A 23,728-nucleotide genomic window follows, 5' to 3' on the forward strand; every position below is an offset into this window, starting at 1 on the left:
ATGTTAATTTTCAGTAATCCAATAGATAAGTTTCAGAAAATTTCATGTAAATTTTTTTGCTTTCATTAATTATTTGTAATGAGTTGATTGAGTTTGTAATTTTCCTGTTATTTGTTTACAATATGGCATTCATTCAAGTACTGGTTTGGTAGACTTAAATTATATTTAAAAAGGAGTTAAAAACATGACAAAACGAGTTGCCATAAATTCACTAATTATTATTGTCCTACTTATTGCAGGGCTTGCTTATCTAGACACCAAATCTTTTAGTTCTGCGAAAAAAATAACTCTTCCTGAAGAATTCATGGTTATTGGTCATCGTGGTGCTAGCGGTTATGCCCCAGAACATACTATTGAAGCCTACCACCAGGCTAAAGAATTGGGTGCTGATTATATCGAACTAGACCTTCAATTAACAAAAGATGGGGTCTTAATAGCTATGCATGATGATACACTTGACCGTACAACAAACGGAATAGGCTTAGTTAGCGACTATACTTTGGAACAGTTAAAAGAATTGGATGCAGGGTCTTGGTTCAATCAAAAGAACCCTAAAAAAGCTAAAGAAAATTATGCAGGATTACAGATTCCGACATTAGAAGAAATTTTCCAAGAATTTGGCAATACTGTAAACTACTACATCGAAACCAAATCTCCTTCAGAAAATAAAGGAATGGAACAAGAATTATTTTCTCTATTGACTAAATATGATTTATTGGAAGATGTTGCAACTCATCAGCAAGTCATCATTCAATCATTCAGCGAAGAAAGTTTGCACTTGATCCACGATTTAAATAAGGATATCCCCCTTATTCAGTTGTATAATTTCGATAAATCAGCTGTTCTTTCAAATAATCAGCTTGATGCTATCTCTAAGTATGCGGTAGGAATTGGTGTTAACTATGCCTCCTTGACAAGTAACTTTGGAGATCAGATCCGTCATACCTCATTGCTGCTCCATCCGTATACCGTAAATACTGCCAAAGAAATTGCATCAGCTATTGAAATGGGAGCAACAGGTGTTTTTACCGATTACATTAAGGAAACAAGATAATCCGCAAAAAATACAGCAGGCTATCAATTAATGATAGACTGCTGTATTTTTTTTATTGATTATTCTTCTAAATAAGAAATGTCTTTTTGGACTGGGACTTTTGTACCGTCAAATTGTTTCTCAATGTACTCTTGGACTTCTTCATCATGATACAGTTCTCCTAATTTCAGGATATCTTCATTATCAGCATTCTCTTTTTGGGTAACGAGAATATTAACATTGGCTTTTGTTTCATCTGTAATCTCTTCATGGAAAATGGAATCTTCTAAAACATTCAACCCGCCTTCCATGGCAATTGTATTTCCTATTAAGACTAGGTCTACATCTTGTATCACTCGTGGACCTGTTGTGTCATCGATTTCAACGAATGTTAAGTTTTTAGGATTGTCGATAATATCACTCGTTGTTCCTAATACATCAAAATCATCAGGTAATGTAATCAGCCCTGCCGCTTCGAGCAATAGCAAACCTCTTGAAGCATTAGAAGGGTTGTCTGCAATCGCCACAACCAAGCCCTCAGTCACATCTTCAACCGAATCAACTTTATCCGAATAAATTCCCATTGGTTCTAAATAAGTTGTTGCGAAAGCCGCTAAATCTGATCCACTTTCTTCATTAAAAGATTCTAAGTAAGCCCATGATTGAAAGGCGTTAACATCCACTTCACCTTCGACTGTTGCGGTGTTCAATTGAGGACCACCATCTACCTCTTCAACTTCTAATGTGATTCCTGCTTCTTTTGCAGCATCAGATTGAGCAATGAATTCCCAAATCTGAAAGTCTGCCGCTTGGGATCCGACGACTATTGGTTGTGATTCATTTGAACCATTCTTTTTTGAAGAAGCGTTTTCCGAAACACCTTCCGTTGAACTACAAGCACCTAATACGAGAGTTGTAGTAATTAAAATGAATGAGAGAATACTTTGTTTTTTTTTCATACCTAACCGCCCCCTCTTTTATTTTAATGCATGGTCATACCACCAGTAACATTAATAGCCTGTCCAGTCATGTATGCAGACAAATGACTGGCTAAGAATAACACGACGTCTGCAATTTCCGATGCTTTTGCTGTGCGAGCAAGTGGAATTTGCGAGCAATCTTCGTCATAAATTTCTTCAGGCGTCATACCTCTAATAAGACCGCCTTCTACTCTTTCACGATGTTTCATTTCTGTTTCGACAACTCCAGGACAAACAGCATTGACCAAGATATTGTCCTTTGCCAATTCTTTTGCCAAGGTTTTAGTGAGTCCTAAAACAGCATGTTTAGATGCCACATAAGTTCCTAATGCGGTATAGCCATTTTTACCAGCTTGTGAAGCAATCTGAATAATACGACCACCGTTTCCTGCTTTTTGCATCAGTTTCCCAACATTTTTTGAAGTCAAATAGACCCCTTTTGCGTTCACATCCATAACCTTGTCCCAATCTAGAACTTGACTATCTACCATTAAATCCATAGTTGAAATACCTGCACTATTTACTAAAATATTAACTTTTCCGAATGCCTCTAACGTGCTTTTCAACAAATCATTAACAGATTCTTCTGAAGCAACATTCAATTTTGAAACGGCAAACCGCCCTGTTTCCAATTTAAAGCCTTCTTCATAATTTAAATCTCCAGAAACTACAATTGCACCTGCTTCCAAAAAAAGATCTACAATTGCTTTTCCTATCCCGCTTTTTCCACCTGTAACCAGAGCTACTTTGCCAGTTAAATCAATTTCGATCATTAGTGCTTACCTCCTAAGAGTAGACGTTAGGCAAATGTACGTTCAAACGGGTCTCTACTGAGGCCTTTTTCCAGTACGTCTTTTGCATATTCTTTCGCCGAAAATAAAGAATGGTCTTTATAATTCCCACAAGAAACTTGAGATACAGCTGGAACTTCTTCTGTGTCTAAAATGCGCTGCAACGTTTTTTCTAAAGCTTCCGCTACAACCTCAGGTGAATCTTCCTCCCATTTAATGAGATAAAAACCGGTACGGCAGCCCATTGGTGAGATATCAATAATGCCATCTAGCTCATCTCGTAAGTACGTCGCTAACAAGTGTTCTAACGTATGTAGAGCTCCTGTAGGCAATGCATCTTGGTTCGGTTGCAAAAAGCGCAAGTCGTATTTTTGAACAACGCTGCCTTTACTATTCTTTTCTACTCCTGCCACACGTACATACGGTGCTTTCACCAAATTATGATCTAATTCAAAACTTTCTACTTTAGCCATCTTGAGTTCCTCCTCATATTTTCTTTTGTTATTTACCCCAAACTTCTTCAGCAACTTCTAGTACTAGTTTCACTTTTTGCCATTGTTCTTCTTCAGTTAAATGGTTTCCTTCTTCTGTTGAAGCAAAACCGCATTGTGTACTTAAACAAAGTTGCTCTAACGGAACATATTTAGCAGCTTCTTGAATACGTGCCTTAATATCTTCTTTTGCTTCCAATTCACCAGTTTTGGAAGTTACCAAACCTAAAACAATTTGACCGTCACCTTTATAAAAACGTAAAGGTTCAAATCCGCCAGAACGCTCGGTATCGTACTCTAAGAAATAACCATCATAATTGGTTTGCCCAAATAGTTCTTTAGCTACGGGTTCATAAGCTCCGCTCCCAGCGTAAGTAGAAGCGTAATTTCCACGACAAATGTGTGTGGTAATGACTAAGTCAGCTGGTTTGTCTTTCAAAATGCTTTGCACATTTTTTGCCGACAGCTCTTTTAAATACGTTAACTCTTGTTCAGAGATATCTTCTACTACTTTGTCGTAACACAACACACCCCAGAAACAATCGTCAATTTGTAAATAACGACAGCCTAAGCGATAAAATTCTTGAATCGTTTCACGATAAGCTTGTTGAACATCCTCACAAAAAGCTTCTATCGTTGGATAAACAGCTTCATCACGAATGCCTTGGTGCAATAATTGATTTGGACTTGGAATAGTTGCTTTCGGTATCGCTCTATCGCCTACCGCTTCTTTTAAATATGTAAAATGTTCAAAAAACGGATGATTCGGATTAAAGGCCACTTTCCCTGTATTTCGAACATCGTATTTCTCTGTTTCTACTCCTTCAAAAAAATAGCCATGTTCTGGTACATAACCATCAATTCCTATTAAACCTTCCAGAAAATCTAAATGCCACCAGCTTCTGCGGAACTCACCATCAGTTATTGCTTTGAGTCCCACTTCCACTTGTTTATTCACTAGCTTGTCAATTTCATTGTCTTCCACCTTACGTAATTCTTCTAAAGCAATATTTCCTTCAGCAAAAGCCTTTCGAGCTTTTTTCAACGCTTTTGGACGTAAGAAACTCCCAACTTGATCTCCTCTAAATGGTGCATCTGTTCTAGTTAATCTCTCTGTAATTACTGACATTTTCATTCCCTCTTTCTATTTAGTATTTAAAAGCAAATAAAAAATCCGCCCTCACACAAAAGAAAAAATCTTTTGTGCAAGGACGGAATCATTGATTTCGTGTTACCACCTTGTTTTATGAAAACCTCACAGTTTCCACCTTTTCCAGTACTAAAGCAAAATACTACTATTTATACTGTAGCACTATAACGGGTGCACCCGTAACAACCTAAAGTTCTGTAATAAATTCTCCAAAACGTTCAATTGTTCCACTCAAAGACCATTTTCCATTTAGTTTTCTCTTCCCATTTTCAGCTACCAGGGTTCTCTGTAAAGATTCCACTTAAATGTACTTTTCTTATCGTTGCGTTTCATCCAATTCAAATTGTTTTATAATCTAAATTTAACGTAACATCAATTTAACATTCTACTATTCCATTGTCAATCTTTTTTATTTTATTTTTTATAATCTAAAGCAACTAATACAATTGATTCCATTTTCGAGCAATAGACTCTGCTTCTTTTGGAGTATTAAGACATTTTTTCTGGAACCTTTTCTCCCTTTTTAATCAAATTGATTGCACCAGCTATCATTGCTGCTCCGGCAAATCCAATAATACTTCCTACTACCAATCCAATGAAACGATTTCCTACTAAATCACTCACGAAAGCGCCACTTGATAGATTTGCCAGCAACAAAGCCAGGGGATTTTTAAAGAAATTAGCCAGCCCGTAATTGCGCACCATAGTATATTCCACAAAAAAGTTCAAAATCGTAATAACAATAATCGTTTGAATCACGTTAAGATCTAACGAGAATAGAAACATTCCTACTAACAGTCCAAAAATACCGCCAACTATCCGTTGAACGTTTCGATACATAATGACATTTAGCTTTCTTCCTTGAAGCACAGCCGCACAAGAAATCGTTATCCAATATGGATTACCCAATTCTAGTGCTAAACCCAGATAAGTAGCAAAAAAGATTATTCCTGCATGATGAATAGAAGACAATAGTAATTCTTGATCGTGCTTTATAGCATAGAGAAATTTCGTCTTAAATGATTCAGATTTATACTCTTCTTTTTCTTCAATAAGCTTTCTGTGCAACACACCAACTAAACTAGCCATTAAAATCGCAACCAAAACTCCACAAGCTACATAAATCGTAGCCCAAATAATCCCCGCAAGAGGCAATGTTAAGCCTGTTCCCATAGAACCTACCATAATTACAAAGAAGGATCCTGGATTTGGCAAATGAAGGATTCTGAAAATTAAAAGACTAATTAAACTGATTATACTAATCGTAATAGGGATCATCCAAGGTACAAAGGTTGATAAGGCTCCTGCCATAAAACTCAGCACTAAACAGATCCCAACTTTAAAGATCCGTTGCATCAATGCTTTGGTCGGAATTGGCTGGTAATACAAAAATGCGAAAGCTCCCAGTGCTCCGAACGTTCCAATTTGCATATTATTTAGCAAGTAGCCTGCCATAAGCATAATTCCAGTAGTAAATCCCGCACCAAAAACACGCAACAAAGAATCTTTTGTTTCTTTTATAGTGATGATTTCTTTAAAAAAGCTCCTTTTCTTTTCCAATATAAAAACTCCTGATCCATAATTGATTTTTTGCAGCTTTTATTCCTTCTCTCAAGTATACCGCCTTTGCAAATTTAAAAAAGGGCGTTTGTTATGGTAAATCCCTCATAATTTTGCTCTTAGTATTAAAATAATAATACGATAACAACTATGAAGGGATTTTTTTTGTTTACGATGATAATAATTGGAAAAGCCTATAAACAATTAAAAAAGCTATAGAGGTAATCATACTAACCGATTATTCTTTTAAGCTATTAAAGTATTTCTTTATACAATTTTTGCTTACTTCTTGTTTCTATAAATACTAAGTATTTACTTTCTAACTTCAGTACTAATTTTCCTTCCATTTTATCTATTGCACTTTCCAATCATACGCTTACATTCATTTGTTAACAATCGACTGAAAATTAATGCGAATAAAAAAGACCTAGAATAATTCTAGGTCCAATACTTTAGTACTGCTCCATTTTTTCCTTCAACCGGATCATTTTCTGGTTGACCAACACCTGCAACTGCTTGTTTGATTGCCTCGTAATCCTCTGCTTTATCTTTTTGCATACCTGGTTCTAGTCCATCAGGATAAGCACCCACTATTTTAAAATCATAACTTGCATCAATTCTTTTATGGGCTACACCTGCAGGAAGAAATAAAACATCCCCTTTAGAAAAAGAATAGCACTGAGCATCAGGACCTCCAAGTTGCACAGTTGCTTCACCAGCAATACAAGCCAATACTTCATGAGTATTAGAATGAAAATGATGATAAGAAAAAATACCGTTTACCCATCCATTGGTATACCCGTTTTTTTCAAATAGATCCTGCACATTCTGTGCTGGATCAAATTCGTTCAATAAATGAGCTACTGCTTTTGGATAGTAGAGAACAGGCAATGGATTGTTAGGAAATGGTTTGTTTTCTTCGGTATAAATAGTCTCTACCATAAGATTTTCTTCCTTTCACTTCTCTAATCCAAAATTAGTTTAATCAAACTCTTCGTATTCATTTGGATGTTGCGCTTCTACTCTGCCCTCTTCACCTTTATCTAATGCATCGATTTCTTGAATATCTTCTTTTGATAATTCAAAATCAAACACATCTAAATTAGCTTTTTGATGACTAAAAGAAGAAGCTTTTACAATTGGCATGACGCCATTTTGTAAGTTCCAACGGATGATGATTTGTGCAGGTTCTTTTCTATATTTTTCGGCTAACTTAACAATCGTTTCATTTTCTAACACATCATTGATCTCACGACCGAATGGACTCCAAGCTTCCGTTAAGATGCCTAATTTTTTGTTGGCTTCCACTAATGCATTGTTATTAAAGTATGGGTGGCGCTCAATTTGATTGGTTGCAGGAGTAACGCCCGTCTTTTCAATGATACGTTCAAGGTGTTCTTGCAAGAAATTCGATACACCAATCGTTTTTATCAATCCAAATTTTTGTGCATCAACTAGTGCTTGCCATGCTTCTTCATATTTATCTTGTTTAGGCAGTGGCCAGTGAATCAAGTATTTATCAAAGTAATCAATACCAATACGATACAAAGATTCCTGAATCATCTTGATGGCCTTATCGTATTCATGCGCTTTTCCTGGTAGTTTTGAATTGATCATCAACTCTTCACGTGGAACAGATGAACGTCGAATTGCTTCCCCTACCATCCCTTCATTCATATAGTTGGTTGAAGTATCGATAAGTCGATAGCCCGCATCAATTGCTGTGAGAACACTATTTACACCTGTATCTCCTTGGATATTTACCGTCCCAAATCCAATAGCCGGCAAACTCGTTCCATCATTTAATTCGAATTTCTCAATTTTTGTCATCTTACTTCCATCCTTTCTATGAATCATTACACTATTTAGTATAAAGGAATAAGGATAGAGTATCATGGAATACGTCTTCAATAGTTGAAATGTAGAAAACAATAATCGAAAAAAATTTGCTAAAAAATACCGTAAAGGATATTAACCTTTACAGCGTTTTAAATAGCATTATAAGTTTATTCGTACTTTCAATAGCGAATCTTTATTTACTTAGGCATTTTATACTTCCTCTAGTTTAAGAACATATAAATCCCATATTTTACGCCCAGTTGAACCTTTATGCTTCAGTAGAAAAAAAGTTCTTCAAAATCCACTTTATTTTCAATGTTTTAGGTACTAATTGCATAAATTTTTGATTAATCGTTAATTCTTCGATAACCTTTTCGTTTTTCTCTAAATAAGCTGCGACCGTATCCAAAGAGCCTTCATTCTTGTTCAACCGTTCCATGATTATTTTCAAATTTGGACCGGTGATCAAAGAATGCTTGTCCTGTAATTGGTATTTTTCTCCTTCATCCGCAATACTCTTGATAAGCAGCAACAAGGCGATATTGAATCGGGTCCCTTTAAAAGTCACGATTCCAATGTTTGCTTGGTTATCCTCATACCAATAGTTGCCGTTATCATGGAACAGTTCACTTTTCATAAACTCAAAATCTTGATTGATTTTCTCGTTGTTCAAGTTTAAATAGGTCTCATTTTTTAACAGCATCTCCATGTTTTCCCGCACTTCATTAGAAACGAATCCTGCATCACTGATAAATTTAGGAGCCTTTCCTTCTGTCGTCTTATCGACCATAATACGTTTTGCTTTAATGTCTATATCTTTTACATTCCAAACTCTACCTGCCAATAAAATTTTACTTTCGATTTGGATATCCGGTGTAAATGGCAAGCTACCGATTCGCTCATGCTGGTAATGAACGGAAAAGTCACTGGTTGTCAAAAACATGGCGTAGAACTCTCTGAAGCGTAACATCTGTTCCCCTTCTAAACCCACAATTGCTTCTTCACCCATGATTTCAATGAACTCTTTTTCTACCATATAATCAATTAGGGTAGCCAAATCGGCATCTGAAATCTCTGCCCATACCGGGAAAAATTTATTCATTTGTCTTAATTGCTCTAGTGGTACACTTGTTTTTTGGAAAAGTGTGGCCATAATCTGATGCGCCAATGCATTGTACGGCATCACAATCATTTCCGTAGCGTCCATTTCTTTTCTTTCCAATAAATCCAAAGCCGAATAAGTTTGCAGCATGTCCCAAGGATCATCTTCCACAATATGTAAGATGCTTTGGTGCGTTCTACGGCCACTTCTCCCTAAACGTTGGCTAAGAGAAGATGTGGATGGAGGTGAGCTATACTGTACCACGCTATCGACTGTTCCAATGTCTATTCCCAATTCTAACGTCGAAGTACAAGTAATCGTAAACAAATCCTGCTCGTTGTTTTTCGCAAAAAATTCTACTTCTTCACGCAAGACTTTATCCACTGATGAGTGATGGGCAAAGTAACGAATTGGAAGATTCTCTTTCGTAGCCATTTTTTCCAATTTATGAGTGATTTCTTCTACTTTATTCCGCGAATTTGGAAAAACCAACATCGTTTCTTTTTGGGAATACTGATAGATAGCGGCTAAAGATTTTCTTGAAATAAATGGACCTGCTTCGCCACTTGTATAGTCTATTGTAACGAGTAGATCATTTTTATCAGAATCTACGAGAATATCTGTGTGGCGATTGCTTCCAAAGAAATTTTTTGCATAACTAAAATCAATCTTGCTTAAGGTTGCGCTCATTGCAATGAATCGTGGATTCTGCATGAATAGACTGATCCTCTGTATCAGGGATTGAAGATGAATTCCACGTTCTGTCCCTAAAAAACTATGCAGTTCGTCAATGATGATCCATTCTACTCCTTGAAATAGTTGTTGTGCTTCTTCAGAACGATTCACTAGCATGCCTTCAATGGATTCGGGTGTAATCAGTAAAATACCTTTTGGGTCTTTTATAATCTTTCTTTTTTCTGATTGGGATGCTTCGCCATGCCATCTGGTAATTGGAACATCCAAATACAGACATAATTCGCTAATGCGTTGGAATTGGTCATTTATTAAAGCTTTTAATGGTGAAATATACACTATTTTAAGTCCAGTATTCCAATCTTCCACACCATTTACTGCTGGAATAAAAGCTGCTTCTGTTTTCCCGGAAGCAGTCGGCGCAGACAAAATGAGATTATGATCCGTATTAGCGATTTGTTTGATAGAAGCATTTTGTATTCTAGTTAATTTTGACCAGCCTTTATCGTATATATAATGTTGGATATCTCTTTTCAAACTATCAAAAGCTTGCATCAGTAAACCTCTATTTCGTCATGGTCATCCATGTCTTGTTCCACCATGGAAGACTTTCTTCCAAAGCGCTCAGTAAGAATTTGAGTAAAGGAGTACTCCTGGTTTTGACGTAGTAGAGATAAAATTTCAATATAATCTTTAATAACCGCACGCGGTGTCAAGAAAGCCTCTGCACCTGGACGGTTTAACTGTGATTCCATGTATTCTTCAATATCGCCATCCTTTACAACTAAAGCCGTTTGATTAGCGACATTGTATATTTCCGACAGCTTTTTCAACAGAATAAAAATTTCTTCAGGCGTCAGTGGTTTCAAATCGATTACGGTACTGTTTACATTAATATAAGCTTTGTTTTTCATCAGTTCATTACCAAATCGAGTCTTCAATGCACCGTAGCTTGCTAATCCTCTTCGCTCATCATAAACCGTATTTTTTGTTGCTCCAAAATTGATGAACAAGCCTTTTGCTTCATTGGTTTTAGTTTCGTTGTATAAATTAAGGATCATCTCGTAATTTTTTTCCCGTGTCAACGATCGAGGTAATTTGTACAAATTAACGGATTCATCAAAATTGATGACAAATCCTTTATAACCAATTTTCAAAAACAATTCTGCTAGATTTTTTAATGCAATCAGATAATTCGAATCATTGATGACATTTTTGATGCCTAATTCTTTAGAAGCTTCGGTTTTGGTCGTGATATCCCCGCGAATCCAGCGAATAGCTTCGATTTGGAGAGAAACATTGTCTTCTGCAACTCCTTCAAAATACTTCATCAGCGCTTGGCCAAACTCATAGGATAACCCCGATGAGTAGAAAGAATTCGTTGTCTTCAAAATGACATTCTCCACTAATTTCCAATTGCCTCTTTCAAGTAGTTCCGGAACACTGAGGTTGTTTTCTTCAGCAATCTGTTCAAGCAACCCTTGGATCCATTGTTGGACAATCGTTTCGATGGCATTCCCATTGCGGTTGTTCTTGATTGTTATTTTATTGACGACTTCATTATAAAGCGCTAATGCTTTTCCTGACGAATCATAAAAACGGCGTGTCGGAGTTAAATCAATGGTGGATACCACGAAATTCTTTTGAAGTGCTAACGATTCGATCGTCCGCAAAACGAAACTTTTTCCAGATCCAAAATCCCCCACCCAAAAACGCAAGTCACTATTGCCGTCTTCTAATTTTTGTAAGGTAGCAATGATTTCCTCGACCTCATGGCTTCTCCCCACCAGCACGTGCTGTACTCCTTTGATCGGAACAACACCTGCTTCCAAAGAGTCAATAATGTCCTGGGCATCCTTTTTTCTCAGTTTCTTTTCAACCATCAATCCATTCCCTCATTTCTTCCATAAAATCTTCTTCAATAATAATTTGGTGTTGATAAATTGTTAGTACTTGATCATCAAATACATCGTATAAAATTTCATTTAGTTCATTAAGATAGGCTTGATAAAGCTTACCTTTTTTAGCAGCTTGTTGTTTAAACTCTTCTAAAGATAGTCCATTGTTTCGCACTAAATAGCTCAAGAATGCCATTTGGTCCGATGGTTGGCTTGCTTCTTGTTCCTCCGCTTCTGCTAAACTAGAGACAGACACAGCATGACTAGATTCCAACTGCTTTGTTGCCAACACGTTCTCCTTGTGAAAAAGAGGGTTAGAAACTGTATCTGGATTTATTTCTTCTTCACCCAAATAATCATCTACCCTATCAATGATAGCATATAGCGCAGAATTGGATGCGGTGATTAATTCATTGTCCAACTTGATTTTTCTTCGTGCCGGCTGTGCTAGTTTATCCAACAGTGCTGGCAGATTTTCGTACACTAACTCTTTGGCACTCAACAACTCTTGGTACTCTTCTTGTCGAGTTGAATGAATAAATTCATCACGTTGCTTTTGTTGTGCTTTTATTAATGGCAATGCCCTCTTCTCCATTAAGAAAATAACTAGTCTGTGTTTATTCGAATCCGTGCTGTTTTTGATGACTTTAGTGCCTATTTTTTTCAAATCTGGATCTTTGGCTATATCTACAAGAAACTTACTAACACTTTCAAATGGTTGATCAATAATAAAATTAGCCGCTTCATTCCATGCAGTCTTGTACACCGTTCTCAAACTCATTATGGTCGGGTAGTCAAAATCTAATTCCGTTTTTGTATCTAGATACGCTTGAATTTTCTGAACCGTTTTTTTCGGCAGATATTGCTGCAAGCTTTGCCAGCTCTGTTCATCTGCTGCCAATCGAAACCCTTCGATTTCTTTGCGAATGCTGTTTTCAGCGAGTAGATAGAGATCCGTTGGCAGACTGTTTGTTTCTTTCCAGATACGAACATCATATAATGGCAAACGAAAGAATTGTCTGAAATAATTATTTGGTTTTACTTTCCACTTAATCGTTTCATCTTCTAAATCAGCTAATACAATGTGCAACAAGTCTGCATACTTCTCCAAACAAAGAGTCATCAAAGCTGGAACTTCCGTAAATTTAGTGACTCGTTTGTTTACACGATTAAAATAGTCCATTTGTATACTTTCAAATGCCTGTTTATTCCGTAACTCTCCTGAAGGATCCCACCAGATAATTTTTGTGCCAAAGGAGGTTAATTTATATTCTTCTCTCGTTTCTTCATCCGGAAAAGGAAGACTTTCGCGGCATTCATCGATTTCTTTTCTCACTAACAAACAAATCTCACTAGCTAGCATGGATTCCAACACAAATGAAATAAAACTAGTCGCTTCTTTATCCTCTTGTCTATAAAAGGAAGTAACTACATTTCTAGCTACCCGATAGATTTCGTCAATAGCAGATTCTCGAGAGTAGTAATAAGTAGCCTTCACATATTTGATATTTTGATGCCGTTTTTTCAATTCCACATCTACAACATCACACACTCTGTTAAATAATGCTTCAATTTCCTGTTCTACTTGATAGGTAAAATCATCATTAAATCTTATATATGGTGTAATGTAACTGAGCCAGGCTTGTTTAACAGCCCTCCTAGAATGTTTTTTTTCTACAATAACATCTCTTGGATTAATAAACGATTCTTCATTATCTACTAACTCGATGATGGAGAGTTTTTGTTGTTCAGTTAATTGCTTTTTTTGAAATAAATTGTTTAGAAATTCAAACATTTTTAGAACTCCACCTTCCTAATTTACTAGTTAGAATGTCCTCTAAGTATACGGCTACTGACAGGTAGATTCAAGAACTCAAATCCCGTATTTTAAGGAATACATCCCTTTCTATTAATGTCCTAATAGAAAAGTACAGACCACTAATTTGTCTGACTATTACAATGACCAAAAATCGAAAAAAACGCTTAATATCAGTATAACTTCTTCTTTGCTTATGATATGATTGTCATAACTATGTGTACTAGAAAATAAAACAGGGGGTAAATATGACAAAATTTATTATCACGACTGAGAGCGGGTCCGACTTATCTTCAGAACTTATTGAACGCTACAATGTTCATGTTATTCCCATGCATGTTACTATGGGTTCGGAGACTTTTGATGACGGAAGCTTTGACGTTGAAGACGTTTATCGTTTTTATGATCAAACAGGTTCCTTGCCAAAAACTGCTGGAACGACTCCACAAGATAACAGTGCTGTTTTTGAGCAAATCTTTGCAAATTTTCCAGAAGCTCATATTATTCATATTGCGTACTCAGCAGTCACAACAGTATCTTATACTTCTTGCACTATTGCAGCTAAAGATTTTAATAATATCCATATCGTTGATAGTAAAAATGTTTCCGGCGGCTTAACTGCTGTAATTGTTGCAACTGCAAAATTCATTGAAAACAATCCTACTACTACGGCTGAAGAGATTGTTGCTTTTGTGGAAGATGTCCGCGAACGCACTCGTTTTGTTTTCTTGCCTCAGTCCTTACTTTATCTGAAAGCTGGAGGACGAGTTTCAAATGTAGCCTATCTTGGTGCCTCTCTTTTGAACCTTCACCCTACTATTGTTCTTAAGGACGGCTATTTAGTGGCTTCGAAAAAATATCGTGGGTCGTTTGATCGCTGTTTGAAAAATACCGTTAAAGATTTCATTAAAAACTATGACATTGACCCAGAGACAGTGATTATTGGTGGAACAAAAAGATTGAGTGAAGACCATAAACAACTCGCTAAATCTTTGTTGCAAGAAGCAGGTTACAACGACCCATCTTTGTTCTCAGCTGGTGCTGTTATTTCAAGCCATGGTGGACCTGGAGCTTTTGGTATTATCGGAATCGAAAAGAAATAGCTCACAATTTTTCTATTTAAATTCAAATTATTTGTTTTAAAAAAACTTAATTTATCGAAACTGTTTGCCTACAGTTTCCTTAAATTAAGTTTTTTAAATTGTTTCTAAATGCTTCCTTTCCCGTTCTGTTAGTAATTATAAAGGATAATCCTTCATTTTTTCTTAGACTAAAACAAAAGATTATATAATTTTGTTGACAATATATATAGAAGCATGTCAAGCTTTAAAACGTAATGATTACGATTTAAAACAATTGGAGGACGAGAAAATGAAAAAAAAGTTAAGTCAGTACATAGGATTGGTTGCTGTTAGTATTCTATTAGTAGCATGTGGAGACACTGTTGCTTCCGACCAAGAGTCACAAAGTAGTATGAGTGATCTAGCTACTGAAAGTTATGAAAATCAAATTATTGAAATCAATGGTTTAGCAGATCATTACCATACAGGTGATTCTGTTGAACTAAGTGCTCTGCCAGAAAAAGAAACTGAAACAACTCAGTGGCAGTGGTATACAAGAGAAAACGAAGAAAGCGAGTGGAAAGTTGTTTCTGGTCAAAGAACTAAAGACTTTATTGGAGAAGCTACTGCTGATGGGTTAGAAATCAAAGCTGCCTTAGTAGATGATAATGATGAGCCTTATGCTGAATCGGAACCTGCTAAAATTGTTATTGATGACCACCATGGTCATGATGAAGCGAGCAAACAAATCTATGCAGGCTATTTTGAAGATGATCAAGTAGAAAATCGCGAACTATCCGATTTTGAAGGAGAATGGCAATCTGTCTTTCCTTACCTTCAGTCTGGTGATTTAGATGAGGTCTTTGAACATAAAGCAGAAGAAAGTGACGCTATGACTGCTGAAGAATACAAAGACTACTACACTATTGGATATGAAACGACTGTTGATCAAGTTGTTATTGAGGGAAATCAAGTTACTTTTTCTGATGATGAAAAAGAATATTCGGGAACTTACGAAAATGATGGCTATGAAATACTTAATTACGAAAAAGGAAATAGAGGCGTACGTTTTGTCTTTAAATTAGTTGACGGTTCAGACGAAATGCCTGAATACATTCAATTTAGTGACCACAATATTTTCCCGGAAGAATCTCACCATTATCATTTATTCTGGGGAGATGACAGAGACACAGTTTTAGAAGAAATGGATAACTGGCCAACTTATTATCCTGCTGAGCTAGATGCAACTGGACTTGTTCAAGATATGTTAGCGCACTAAACTATTTTAAACTCACTTTTTTTAAATGTACTATCCATAAACAAATTTCAAATTAATTGATAACGATCCATTTGTTGAATGCGTTTGTCAAATGGATTCAGGAGGAAAATATGAAAAGAAAATGGTTTGTTTCAAGTATGCTCAGTTTGTTTGCAGGTGTGACTCTTTTTGGATGTGGACTAGAGCAATCTGACAGCGAAACAAAGAATAGCCCAGAATTATCAGTTGTTACCACTTTTTACCCAGTTTATGAATTTACAAAAGAAGTCGCTGGTGATCGCGCTGATGTTTCTATGATCATAAAACCTGGAACAGATGCTCACGGTTTTGAACCAAGTGCTCTCGAGACGTTGCTGCTATAAATGATGCAGATGTGTTTGTTTACAGTAGTGGTGAAATGGAGCCTTGGGTTGGTAGTCTGATGAGTTCACTTGATAGTGAAGACCTTATTGCTGTTCGTACAGCTGATGCTGATAATTTTATTAGTACTGAAACGCATGAACATGAGCATACAGATAGCAGTGACCACAGTGATGAATCGCTTGAAGTGGACGGAGATCTACCTACTACTGTTGAAGTTAATGGACTAGCTGGTCACTACCACACTGGAGATATTGTACAACTTGTTTCCAATTCAACTGAGATGAAAGATTCAACTAAACTGCAGTGGTATATTCGTGAAGCTAACGCAGACTGGAAGGCCATTTCAGATCAAACACAGGAAACATTTGAGTATGAAACAACTGGCGAAAGTTTTGATGTCAAAGTTGTCTTTTCTGACAAATCAGGTACAGCATATGCTGAATCAGCTCCAGTTGAGATTGTTATCGATGATCATGAAGGTTCAGACCCTCATATCTGGTTAGATCCAGTATTAGCTCAAGACCAAGTGACAGTCATCAAAGAGGCATTGATTCAAGCTGACCCTGAAGGAAAAGTTGTCTATGAAGAAAATGCTGAAAAATTTATTTTAGAACTTCAAAAATTAGATCAAGAGTATAAATCAGCTTTATCTTCAGCAACTAATCGAGTGTTTGTCGTTCAACATCAAGCATTTGGATATATTGCTCAACGTTACAACTTAGAACAAATTGCTGTTGGAGGCATTTCTACTGAAGTAGAACCTAGCCCCTCACGTATTGCAGAGATCAGCAAATTAGTTAAGGAATATGATGTTCCTGTGATTTATTACCAACAAGGTGCAGATTCATCTATTGCACAAACAGTAGGACAAGAAACAGATACCGATATAGAAGTTTTATATGACCTTGAAAGTGTTTCTCAAGAAATGCAAGACGAAGGCATGGACTATCTAAGTTTAATGCGTAAGAATTTGGAGGCTTTACAATTAAGCATTCATTGATTGGTGATTGAATACTTGTAATAGATGATTATTTTAAGAGAGAGAACTCCCCTTTTTTCACACGGGAGTTCTCTCTCTTTAATAGTTAAATTCTAAGCAACTATTTAATTAATTTGATCAATCAATCCGTTTAAATTCACTAATTATTAATTGTTTTAACGATTTCAATCATGGCTTCGTTAAATTCTTTTTGAAAATATGAAGTATTGTTGTAGTTCTTATTTACGATAAGGCTAATGTAAAAGTGAGGTGCATTTTCAATGGAAACTCTGACCAGTCGCGGGCGATCTTTTACTAAAATAGGACTCATAAAAGCAACCATGCTAGTGGATGAAGCAATGGATAATGCCGTTTGGATTTCCTTGGTATAAAGAGTCTGTAGCTGTTCAATCTGGTTGTTTTTAGTCCATTCTTCAAAAATACGCTGATGGGTGTAACCTTGTGCTAAGGAGATAAATAGTTCATCTTGAAGTTCAGTTGCCGTGATGATGCTTTTCTTTGCTAAGGGGTTATCAGGAGATACCCACAGTGCCATTTCCTCTGTTTTCAAAGGAATCTGTAATAAGTTTTCTTCTGAAAAAGTAGGACGGTCGCTTCCAATAATGGCCAATGGAACTTGACCTTTACACACCAAATCCAGCATCACATCAGAACTTTCTTCTTCAATGAATTTCATAGAGGCTGAAAACTTTGTCAAATGTGGCATCAGCTGGTTTAGAAAATGTCCTCCAATAGTTGGTAAGAAGCCAAAGTAAACAATTTGGTTCTTCAAATCATGAATTTCTTCTTTAACTTGTTCTACTGTTTGTAAAATATGGGTTGAGTGTTTAAGCAATATCTCACCATTTCCCGTCAAACGCAGATTCTTGTGAAGTCTTTTCCTATCTATTAATACCGTATCTAGTTCTTTTTCAAGGCGCTTTAAAGCCATTGAAATAGAAGGCTGAGAGACGTAGAAATGCTCTGCTGTTGCAGTAAAGTTCAAGGTTTCAGCTAATTGATTAAAGTAAACTAAATCTTGTAGGTTCATAGTGTCCTCCTATAGGATGTTGTGAATTTAATAACATAAACAAAACGTATACTAAACTGTATTTCTATAAATTTTATTTATCATACCATAAAAAAACGATATTTTCTAAGTAAAGCAGAACGTGATAAAGTAATGTATGTGCCAAAGCGCTTACAAATAATCGTGAAAGATGCGGTATTTTTAACGGGATGAACTAGTTTTCAAATGATTCAAAATTGATGATTCAGTCGTTCAAAGGGTGTAGTCGTAATGGTAGTTCCGTTGACTGTACTAATCGCCAATTGGTTGTTTTAAAAGCAGGTATTAAAATTAAACTCATAATATAAAAAGGATGGTTGGAAAATTATGACAGATGAACAAACGATTAAATATGATGCGCCGACAATAGAGCAAGAAATTGACGTAATAAGCACATATCGACTTGAAGACAGAGCTCGCGAAGTCGTTCCTCATGGCGGATTTGATTATATGTCCGGGGCTTCAGGAGATGAGTTCACATTGAAACAAAATAATGAAGCGTGGACACACAAAGGAATTTTGCCTCGTGTATTAGCTGATGTAGAAAATCCAGACACATCGACTTCTATTTTAGGTCATGACATCAAAGTACCTTTTATTATGGCACCTATTGCAGCTCACGGGTTAGCTCATGCAACCAAAGAAGCTGGAACAGCTAAAGGAATTGCTGAATTTGGCGGAACAATTATGTCTATCAGTGCTTATTCAGGAGCTACATTTGAAGAAATCGAAAATGGCTTGCAAGGCAATCCTCGTTGGTTCCAAATTTATATGAGTAAAAATGATGAAATGAATAAAAATATTCTTGATGAAGCTAAAGCAGATGGTGCGACAGCGATCATTTTAACTGCTGATGCAACTTTAAGCGGAAACCGTGAAAAAGATATGCTGAACAAATTTGTTTACCCATTTGGCATGCCAATTGTCTCTCGTTACTTGACTGGATCAGGAAAAAACATGTCTTTGAACAATATTTATGCTCAATCTAAACAAAAGATCTGTCCAGAAGATGTTAAATTCATCTCTGAATACTCAGGATTGCCAGTCTTTGTTAAAGGAATTCAAACTCCTGAAGATGCTTCATTGGCAATTGGTGCTGGAGCAGCAGGTATCTGGGTTTCTAACCATGGTGGACGTCAATTAGATGAAGCACCAGGTTCATTTGATACATTGGAAGGCATTGCTGAAGTTGTTGCCGGTCGTGTTCCAATTGTATTTGACAGTGGTATTCGTCGTGGAGAACACATCTTCAAAGCCTTAGCAAGTGGTGCAGACATCGTGGCTGTAGGTCGTCCAGTATTATTTGGACTTGCTTTAGGCGGATGGAAAGGCGTTAAATCTGTTTTAGATTACTTTGAAACAGACTTGAAACGTGTTATGCAATTAGCAGGAACTCAAACAATTGAAGATGTAAAACAGGCTCGTTTGTTTGATATGAAAAAATAAATTTGTGTGAATTTGGAGTAGCGCTGATGTTCTTTAATGGACATCAGCGTTATCTATTCAGTAGAGCAGAGGATTTTTGGACAATAAAAAATTGCACTTATAAGAAAGAATCTAGCTATAATACGCACTTATTAAAAAACGGATAATGGAAGGAAAAAAATTATGATATTACAGACATTACTTGCAGTATTACCTATTGCATGGCTGATTATCTCACTTGGCGTACTAAAGATGCCAGGTACAAAAGCCTGCTTGATTGGACTGCTTCTTACACTGGGAATTAGCATTGTTGGTTTTGATTTCCCGGTCATGAATGCTTTTACAGCCACATTAGAAGGTGTTATTAATGGCATTTGGCCAATCGTTTATATTATTATAGCAGCATTGTTTACGTATAATCTTGCTACTTATTCTGGAAGCATGAAAATTATCAACCAAATGCTGACAGGTGTCTCCAAAGATATGCGAGTATTAGTTTTATTGATTGCTTGGGGATTTGGTGGATTTTTGGAATCAATCGCTGGTTTTGGTACAGCCGTTGCGATTCCAGCTGGGATTCTAGCTTCATTAGGTGTAAGCCCAATTATGGCAGCCGTTATTTGTTTGATTGCAAATACTACTCCAACAGCTTTTGGAGCAATAGGATTACCTGTAACCTCATTAGCTCAAGCAGGAGGATTAGAAGTAATGCAGACATCTTATATAGTCTCATTACAGTTATTCTTACTTATTCTAATTGTTCCTTTTATTTTGGTTATGCTATCAGGCGAAAGTATAAAAGCATTAAAAGGCGTCACTCTAATTACCTTATTGTCAGGACTTGCCTTTGGTTTACCTCAGATTTTTGTAGCTCGCTATATCGGCCCTGAGTTACCGGCTGTTATTGGTTCTTTAATTTGTATTTTAGTCACAGTCTGGGCAGCACGTTTAGTAAAAACACCAGCAGATTCTCCTTACTTAGTCAAAAATAATGACCAAGTAGGACAATCATCCGTTACCTTATCGGTAGCCTTTAAGGCTTGTCTGCCTTATATTTTTGTTTTTCTATTTATCATTTTATCTTCATCCTTATTCCCAGCCATCAGCGGTACATTAGGAAAAATACAATCTTCGTTTGTAATCTATTCTGGCGAAGGTGCTAAACCTTATGTGATCAAGTGGCTAACTACTCCAGGAACATTGATCATCTTAGCTACTTACCTAGGTGGATTGATTCAAGGGGTTTCCTTTGGCAAAATAACAAACATTTTTTGGAGTACAATCAAGCAACTTAAAAATACTGCGGTTACTGTGAGTGCAATCGTAGCTCTCTCCAAATTAATGGGATATAGTGGTATGATCAGTGTACTATCAACTTCACTTGTTTCTTTTACCGGACCTTTATTCCCACTGATATCTCCTCTAATTGGAGCTGTTGGGACATTTATTACCGGTAGTGATACGAATGCGAACATTCTTTTTGGAGCGTTGCAAGTTAATGCTGCTCAATCATTAGGTGCAAATGAATACTGGTTAGCTTCAGCTAATATGGCGGGTGCAACAGCCGGTAAGATGATTTCTCCTCAAAGTATAGCTGTCGCAACTGCAGCTACAGGTCTGATTGGACAAGAAGGAGCAATCACTAAAAAAGTATTTAAATACTTCGCTATGTACTTAGGTGTTATTTGTTTGATTGTATTCTTCTTAGGCAAACTGTTAGGTATGATTTAAGTTTAAAATTAGGCAATATCATTTACAAGAAGCTATTAAAATCAACTCTGCGTCAAAATGGTGTTGATAGAAGAAAATAAAATTTCTTCTGGAATAGACGGGTTTGCTTGTGGAGAGCCATGGGAACGTCTGAAGTTGCTGTATTCTAGAACGTGTTTCAAAAAGCAAACCTGACGTCCACTTTGTCATGGCTGTAGTTGCTTTAGCTACGTACAGACATGATACACTTAGGCGCAAGCCTACAGTGCTTCTATATAATGCTCGATGGTCGGTGACCATACTGCGCTTATTCGCTCCAGTTGCCCTAGCTCTTGCGGCTTTAGTCGCTTAGAGATAAGGTATGCGTTAGAAGTTTCAGGTCTAAACGCTTTTAGTCACACTCCCAATGAAGCGCTAACGCTATATAATTCGCATTGAATCCAATGCATGGCTACAAGCAAACCCTATTCCTCCAGAATTTTCGTGCCATTAATTTAACTAAACTATCAACATTAAAAAGTATAGAGCCTTAAAAACGACCTGTTGTACATTTCTAAAATGTACAACAGGTCGTTTTTTTTGTTTGCTCTCAATTGAGGCTTGTTAAAAAAATTTCTTCAGATAAAAGTAGAAATCAACTGTTTATTAGTTAGTCAATCGGGGGATAAAGATTAGCATTTATTCTCGCCATTAAATATTCATTTTCATACTTTCCTTCTCTTATTGCTGCGAGCTGTTTAAGTCCCTCTTTTTCAAATCCAAATTTTTCATAAAGATGTATAGCTCTTTCATTGTTCTCAAACACAGTAAGTTCGAGCCTAACGAGCATTAACCAATTATCTGCCATATCTATAAGTGCAGCTATTAAAGCAGTACCAACACCTTTATTTTGATAATCTTTATGAATCATTATACCTATGTTTCCGCTATGTCGCATGCGATGACTGCCATTTACAGATAACCCAGCGGTTCCTACAATTAGTTCCTCATTATCTTGTCCCTTTGAAATAGCGACAAATTGGTGCTGATTAGCATCCATATTAGCAACAAAATTTTCATTTTGTTTTATTCTCTCTGACGGGATACCTAAAACATTTTCAAATACCCCTGGCATACGTCTTAATTCGTTTAAACCTTTACCATCCCCACTATTAATTGGTCTAATATAAAATTCCATATGTATTCCTCCTTCAAAGGATATAAACTGCTAGTTAATAATTTCATTATACAGTTTATTCTCTTTTTAAATTCTATAAATTGAATTTATTTTTAAATTGTATCGATGCTAACACTCTAGAGTGTTAGCATCGATTGATCGTCACTTACCAATGAACTTTTCCTGAAAAGTGACACTTCCTTTCCACATATTTTTATTTGTTGGTTTATGCTTTTTTCTAAATTAAAGTTATTCAAAGTCCATTAGCTGTGTTGACAGTTCACCTGAATCTTTGTTACTATAGCTGTTAAATTGATAACGTTTGGTTTGCTGCCGAGTAAACCTAGGATATACGTATTTTCTACTCCGATAGGCCCTGCAGGAGTAGAAGTTATGTGTATCCTTTTTTATGTTTAGGGGGAGATTATTATTTTTTCACTTATTAGTTTGACCGTTGTTACTAGTTTTATAGATTCTTTCAACCCATTTGCTATCGCCCAACAATTTACTTTACAAGGTTTGTTAAAAAAGACACATCACATTTGGTATTATATTGTAACGTTATTTTTAACAAACTATTTAGCTAGTTTCATTTTCTATACCGGTGTATCGATTTTAAATGAACAGTTTTTGACAACCTATTGGACAATACTGGCATTCCCAACTGCTGTCTTAGCCTTTATTGCTGGTAATATTCTTATTTGGTATAGTATTCGTTCTTTTTTAATCAATTGGAAAACTAGAAAGTTTCTTATGGATAAGAGTGATAATGAGACAAAAGAGCTAGAGTTGAAGTTTTCTGAAAAAAAAGTCACTCCAACTTCTTTGATAGGTATTGGTTTTACAACTACGGTCATTGAATTTTCAACAGCTGCTCCTTTTATAGCCTATTTGACAGTTGTTCAGCAATTTCAACCGACATTTGGCCAATTATTATTGCTACTACTAATCTACAACCTTATTTTTTCTTGGCCGTTATTTGCCTTGTATTTTCTATTTGTCGGTTTTCAAACAACTTTTGAAAAGATATACACACGCATGAACGTTGTGCTACAAATGGTTTCAGCTTTTTTATTGCCTATTTTATTTTTCATTATTGCGCTTTTATTACTAACATATGCGGTAAATATTATCTTTTAACTAATCAACTTTAAGATTACTTTTCATTATTTTAGGTATTATGAATTTAATTTATGTTTAACCCTTAGATAAAAATATTTATTGTTAACTATTTCTTCTAATAATTATTACTTATATAAATAGATATCGTCTTTGCTAAACCAAGGTGTATATTAAACTATACACATTTCTTATTTTTTTTATTAAAATATAT

Annotated in this window: 21 protein-coding genes; 9 read left to right on the top strand and 12 right to left on the bottom strand. The window is 36.0% G+C overall.

What is annotated here, in order from left to right:
• Nucleotides 1-184 precede the first annotated feature (184 nt).
• Entirely contained in the window at nucleotides 185-1,054 is an 870-nt protein-coding gene (locus BLT48_RS07165; protein WP_035020447.1) for a glycerophosphodiester phosphodiesterase, read from the top strand.
• A 59-nt stretch (nucleotides 1,055-1,113) separates the two neighbouring features.
• Here BLT48_RS07165 and BLT48_RS07170 read toward each other — a convergent pair whose 3' ends face one another.
• From BLT48_RS07170 to BLT48_RS07215, 10 genes are all read right to left on the bottom strand, one after another.
• Nucleotides 1,114-1,992, bottom strand: coding sequence for a MetQ/NlpA family ABC transporter substrate-binding protein (locus BLT48_RS07170; RefSeq protein ID WP_089976615.1), 879 nt, complete (start codon nucleotides 1,990-1,992; stop codon nucleotides 1,114-1,116).
• A 23-nt stretch (nucleotides 1,993-2,015) separates the two neighbouring features.
• Nucleotides 2,016-2,786 (bottom strand): SDR family NAD(P)-dependent oxidoreductase, encoded by a 771-nt coding sequence (locus BLT48_RS07175; protein WP_089976619.1) that lies wholly within the window; start codon nucleotides 2,784-2,786, stop codon nucleotides 2,016-2,018.
• 26 nt (nucleotides 2,787-2,812) lie between these two features.
• Nucleotides 2,813-3,277, bottom strand: a complete 465-nt coding sequence (locus tag BLT48_RS07180; RefSeq protein ID WP_035020453.1) for an S-ribosylhomocysteine lyase — start codon at nucleotides 3,275-3,277, stop codon at nucleotides 2,813-2,815.
• Between the two features lie 28 nt (nucleotides 3,278-3,305).
• Entirely contained in the window at nucleotides 3,306-4,424 is a 1,119-nt protein-coding gene (locus BLT48_RS07185) for a 5-methyltetrahydropteroyltriglutamate--homocysteine S-methyltransferase (protein ID WP_176944095.1), read from the bottom strand.
• A gap of 510 nt (nucleotides 4,425-4,934) precedes the next feature.
• Entirely contained in the window at nucleotides 4,935-6,005 is a 1,071-nt protein-coding gene (locus BLT48_RS07190; protein ID WP_089976624.1) for an FUSC family protein, read from the bottom strand.
• Between the two features lie 438 nt (nucleotides 6,006-6,443).
• The gene (locus BLT48_RS07195) at nucleotides 6,444-6,947 is read right to left on the bottom strand and encodes a cupin domain-containing protein (protein WP_089976627.1); all 504 of its coding nucleotides are present in this window, start codon (nucleotides 6,945-6,947) and stop codon (nucleotides 6,444-6,446) included.
• 39 nt (nucleotides 6,948-6,986) lie between these two features.
• Nucleotides 6,987-7,835: an aldo/keto reductase gene (locus BLT48_RS07200; protein ID WP_089976632.1), complete on the bottom strand. Its 849-nt coding sequence runs from the start codon at nucleotides 7,833-7,835 to the stop codon at nucleotides 6,987-6,989.
• 277 nt (nucleotides 7,836-8,112) lie between these two features.
• Nucleotides 8,113-10,194 (bottom strand): DEAD/DEAH box helicase, encoded by a 2,082-nt coding sequence (locus BLT48_RS07205; protein WP_089976636.1) that lies wholly within the window; start codon nucleotides 10,192-10,194, stop codon nucleotides 8,113-8,115.
• Entirely contained in the window at nucleotides 10,194-11,522 is a 1,329-nt protein-coding gene (locus BLT48_RS07210; protein WP_089976640.1) for an ATP-binding protein, read from the bottom strand. The genes BLT48_RS07205 and BLT48_RS07210 overlap by 1 nt, the downstream gene beginning before the upstream one ends.
• Nucleotides 11,515-13,332, bottom strand: a complete 1,818-nt coding sequence (locus BLT48_RS07215; RefSeq protein WP_089976645.1) for a tellurite resistance TerB C-terminal domain-containing protein — start codon at nucleotides 13,330-13,332, stop codon at nucleotides 11,515-11,517. The genes BLT48_RS07210 and BLT48_RS07215 overlap by 8 nt, the downstream gene beginning before the upstream one ends.
• A gap of 269 nt (nucleotides 13,333-13,601) precedes the next feature.
• On the opposite strand from BLT48_RS07215, the gene BLT48_RS07220 reads away from it, so the two are divergent.
• The 4 genes from BLT48_RS07220 (at nucleotide 13,602) to BLT48_RS07230 (ending at nucleotide 17,056) form a co-directional block, all read left to right on the top strand.
• Nucleotides 13,602-14,456, top strand: coding sequence for a DegV family protein (locus BLT48_RS07220; RefSeq protein ID WP_035020464.1), 855 nt, complete (start codon nucleotides 13,602-13,604; stop codon nucleotides 14,454-14,456).
• 268 nt (nucleotides 14,457-14,724) lie between these two features.
• Nucleotides 14,725-15,693, top strand: a complete 969-nt coding sequence (locus BLT48_RS07225) for a ZinT family metal-binding protein (RefSeq protein WP_035020466.1) — start codon at nucleotides 14,725-14,727, stop codon at nucleotides 15,691-15,693.
• 110 nt (nucleotides 15,694-15,803) lie between these two features.
• Nucleotides 15,804-16,055 carry a metal ABC transporter substrate-binding protein gene (locus tag BLT48_RS14325; protein WP_218123361.1) on the top strand — a complete coding sequence of 84 codons (252 nt, stop codon included), beginning with the start codon at nucleotides 15,804-15,806 and terminating at the stop codon, nucleotides 16,053-16,055.
• A gap of 35 nt (nucleotides 16,056-16,090) precedes the next feature.
• Entirely contained in the window at nucleotides 16,091-17,056 is a 966-nt protein-coding gene (locus tag BLT48_RS07230; protein WP_267462112.1) for a metal ABC transporter solute-binding protein, Zn/Mn family, read from the top strand.
• 139 nt (nucleotides 17,057-17,195) lie between these two features.
• Here BLT48_RS07230 and BLT48_RS07235 read toward each other — a convergent pair whose 3' ends face one another.
• Nucleotides 17,196-18,086: a LysR family transcriptional regulator gene (locus BLT48_RS07235; RefSeq protein WP_035020470.1), complete on the bottom strand. Its 891-nt coding sequence runs from the start codon at nucleotides 18,084-18,086 to the stop codon at nucleotides 17,196-17,198.
• Nucleotides 18,087-18,431: 345 nt separating this feature from the next.
• Here BLT48_RS07235 and BLT48_RS07240 point away from each other — a divergent pair, with 345 nt between their 5' ends.
• The 3 genes from BLT48_RS07240 to BLT48_RS14060 all read left to right on the top strand — a co-directional run bounded on the left by BLT48_RS07240 (nucleotide 18,432) and on the right by BLT48_RS14060 (nucleotide 21,591).
• The gene (locus BLT48_RS07240; protein ID WP_035020472.1) at nucleotides 18,432-19,550 is read left to right on the top strand and encodes a lactate oxidase; all 1,119 of its coding nucleotides are present in this window, start codon (nucleotides 18,432-18,434) and stop codon (nucleotides 19,548-19,550) included.
• Nucleotides 19,551-19,712: 162 nt separating this feature from the next.
• A complete protein-coding gene (locus BLT48_RS07245; protein ID WP_218123363.1) occupies nucleotides 19,713-21,260 on the top strand; it encodes an L-lactate permease in 1,548 nt (515 codons plus the stop codon).
• Between the two features lie 187 nt (nucleotides 21,261-21,447).
• Nucleotides 21,448-21,591: a hypothetical protein gene (locus tag BLT48_RS14060; protein WP_218123364.1), complete on the top strand. Its 144-nt coding sequence runs from the start codon at nucleotides 21,448-21,450 to the stop codon at nucleotides 21,589-21,591.
• 297 nt (nucleotides 21,592-21,888) lie between these two features.
• Here the strand turns inward: BLT48_RS14060 and BLT48_RS07250 are convergent, their stop codons facing one another.
• A complete protein-coding gene (locus BLT48_RS07250; protein ID WP_089976648.1) occupies nucleotides 21,889-22,416 on the bottom strand; it encodes a GNAT family N-acetyltransferase in 528 nt (175 codons plus the stop codon).
• A gap of 426 nt (nucleotides 22,417-22,842) precedes the next feature.
• Between BLT48_RS07250 and BLT48_RS07255 the strand changes: the two genes are divergently transcribed.
• Entirely contained in the window at nucleotides 22,843-23,535 is a 693-nt protein-coding gene (locus BLT48_RS07255) for a hypothetical protein (RefSeq protein WP_089976657.1), read from the top strand.
• Nucleotides 23,536-23,728: the final 193 nt, after the last annotated feature.

Source organism: Carnobacterium viridans (assembly GCF_900102725.1).
Classification (GTDB): domain Bacteria; phylum Bacillota; class Bacilli; order Lactobacillales; family Carnobacteriaceae; genus Carnobacterium_B; species Carnobacterium_B viridans.

What these genes read in the sequence shown, in the direction of transcription:
- BLT48_RS07240 (WP_035020472.1), top strand. Translation starts at nt 18,432, where the DNA reads ATGACAGATGAACAAACGATTAAATATGATGCGCCGACAATAGAGCAA.
- BLT48_RS07200 (WP_089976632.1), bottom strand. Translation starts at nt 7,835, where the DNA reads ATGACAAAAATTGAGAAATTCGAATTAAATGATGGAACGAGTTTGCCG.
- BLT48_RS07230 (WP_267462112.1), top strand. Translation starts at nt 16,091, where the DNA reads ATGGAGCCTTGGGTTGGTAGTCTGATGAGTTCACTTGATAGTGAAGAC.
- BLT48_RS07215 (WP_089976645.1), bottom strand. Translation starts at nt 13,332, where the DNA reads ATGTTTGAATTTCTAAACAATTTATTTCAAAAAAAGCAATTAACTGAA.
- BLT48_RS07195 (WP_089976627.1), bottom strand. Translation starts at nt 6,947, where the DNA reads ATGGTAGAGACTATTTATACCGAAGAAAACAAACCATTTCCTAACAAT.
- BLT48_RS07185 (WP_176944095.1), bottom strand. Translation starts at nt 4,424, where the DNA reads ATGTCAGTAATTACAGAGAGATTAACTAGAACAGATGCACCATTTAGA.
- BLT48_RS14060 (WP_218123364.1), top strand. Translation starts at nt 21,448, where the DNA reads ATGGCTGTAGTTGCTTTAGCTACGTACAGACATGATACACTTAGGCGC.
- BLT48_RS07235 (WP_035020470.1), bottom strand. Translation starts at nt 18,086, where the DNA reads ATGAACCTACAAGATTTAGTTTACTTTAATCAATTAGCTGAAACCTTG.
- BLT48_RS07210 (WP_089976640.1), bottom strand. Translation starts at nt 11,522, where the DNA reads ATGGTTGAAAAGAAACTGAGAAAAAAGGATGCCCAGGACATTATTGAC.
- BLT48_RS07175 (WP_089976619.1), bottom strand. Translation starts at nt 2,786, where the DNA reads ATGATCGAAATTGATTTAACTGGCAAAGTAGCTCTGGTTACAGGTGGA.
- BLT48_RS07205 (WP_089976636.1), bottom strand. Translation starts at nt 10,194, where the DNA reads ATGCAAGCTTTTGATAGTTTGAAAAGAGATATCCAACATTATATATAC.
- BLT48_RS07225 (WP_035020466.1), top strand. Translation starts at nt 14,725, where the DNA reads ATGAAAAAAAAGTTAAGTCAGTACATAGGATTGGTTGCTGTTAGTATT.
- BLT48_RS07165 (WP_035020447.1), top strand. Translation starts at nt 185, where the DNA reads ATGACAAAACGAGTTGCCATAAATTCACTAATTATTATTGTCCTACTT.
- BLT48_RS07245 (WP_218123363.1), top strand. Translation starts at nt 19,713, where the DNA reads ATGATATTACAGACATTACTTGCAGTATTACCTATTGCATGGCTGATT.
- BLT48_RS07220 (WP_035020464.1), top strand. Translation starts at nt 13,602, where the DNA reads ATGACAAAATTTATTATCACGACTGAGAGCGGGTCCGACTTATCTTCA.
- BLT48_RS07250 (WP_089976648.1), bottom strand. Translation starts at nt 22,416, where the DNA reads ATGGAATTTTATATTAGACCAATTAATAGTGGGGATGGTAAAGGTTTA.
- BLT48_RS07170 (WP_089976615.1), bottom strand. Translation starts at nt 1,992, where the DNA reads ATGAAAAAAAAACAAAGTATTCTCTCATTCATTTTAATTACTACAACT.
- BLT48_RS14325 (WP_218123361.1), top strand. Translation starts at nt 15,804, where the DNA reads ATGAAAAGAAAATGGTTTGTTTCAAGTATGCTCAGTTTGTTTGCAGGT.
- BLT48_RS07180 (WP_035020453.1), bottom strand. Translation starts at nt 3,277, where the DNA reads ATGGCTAAAGTAGAAAGTTTTGAATTAGATCATAATTTGGTGAAAGCA.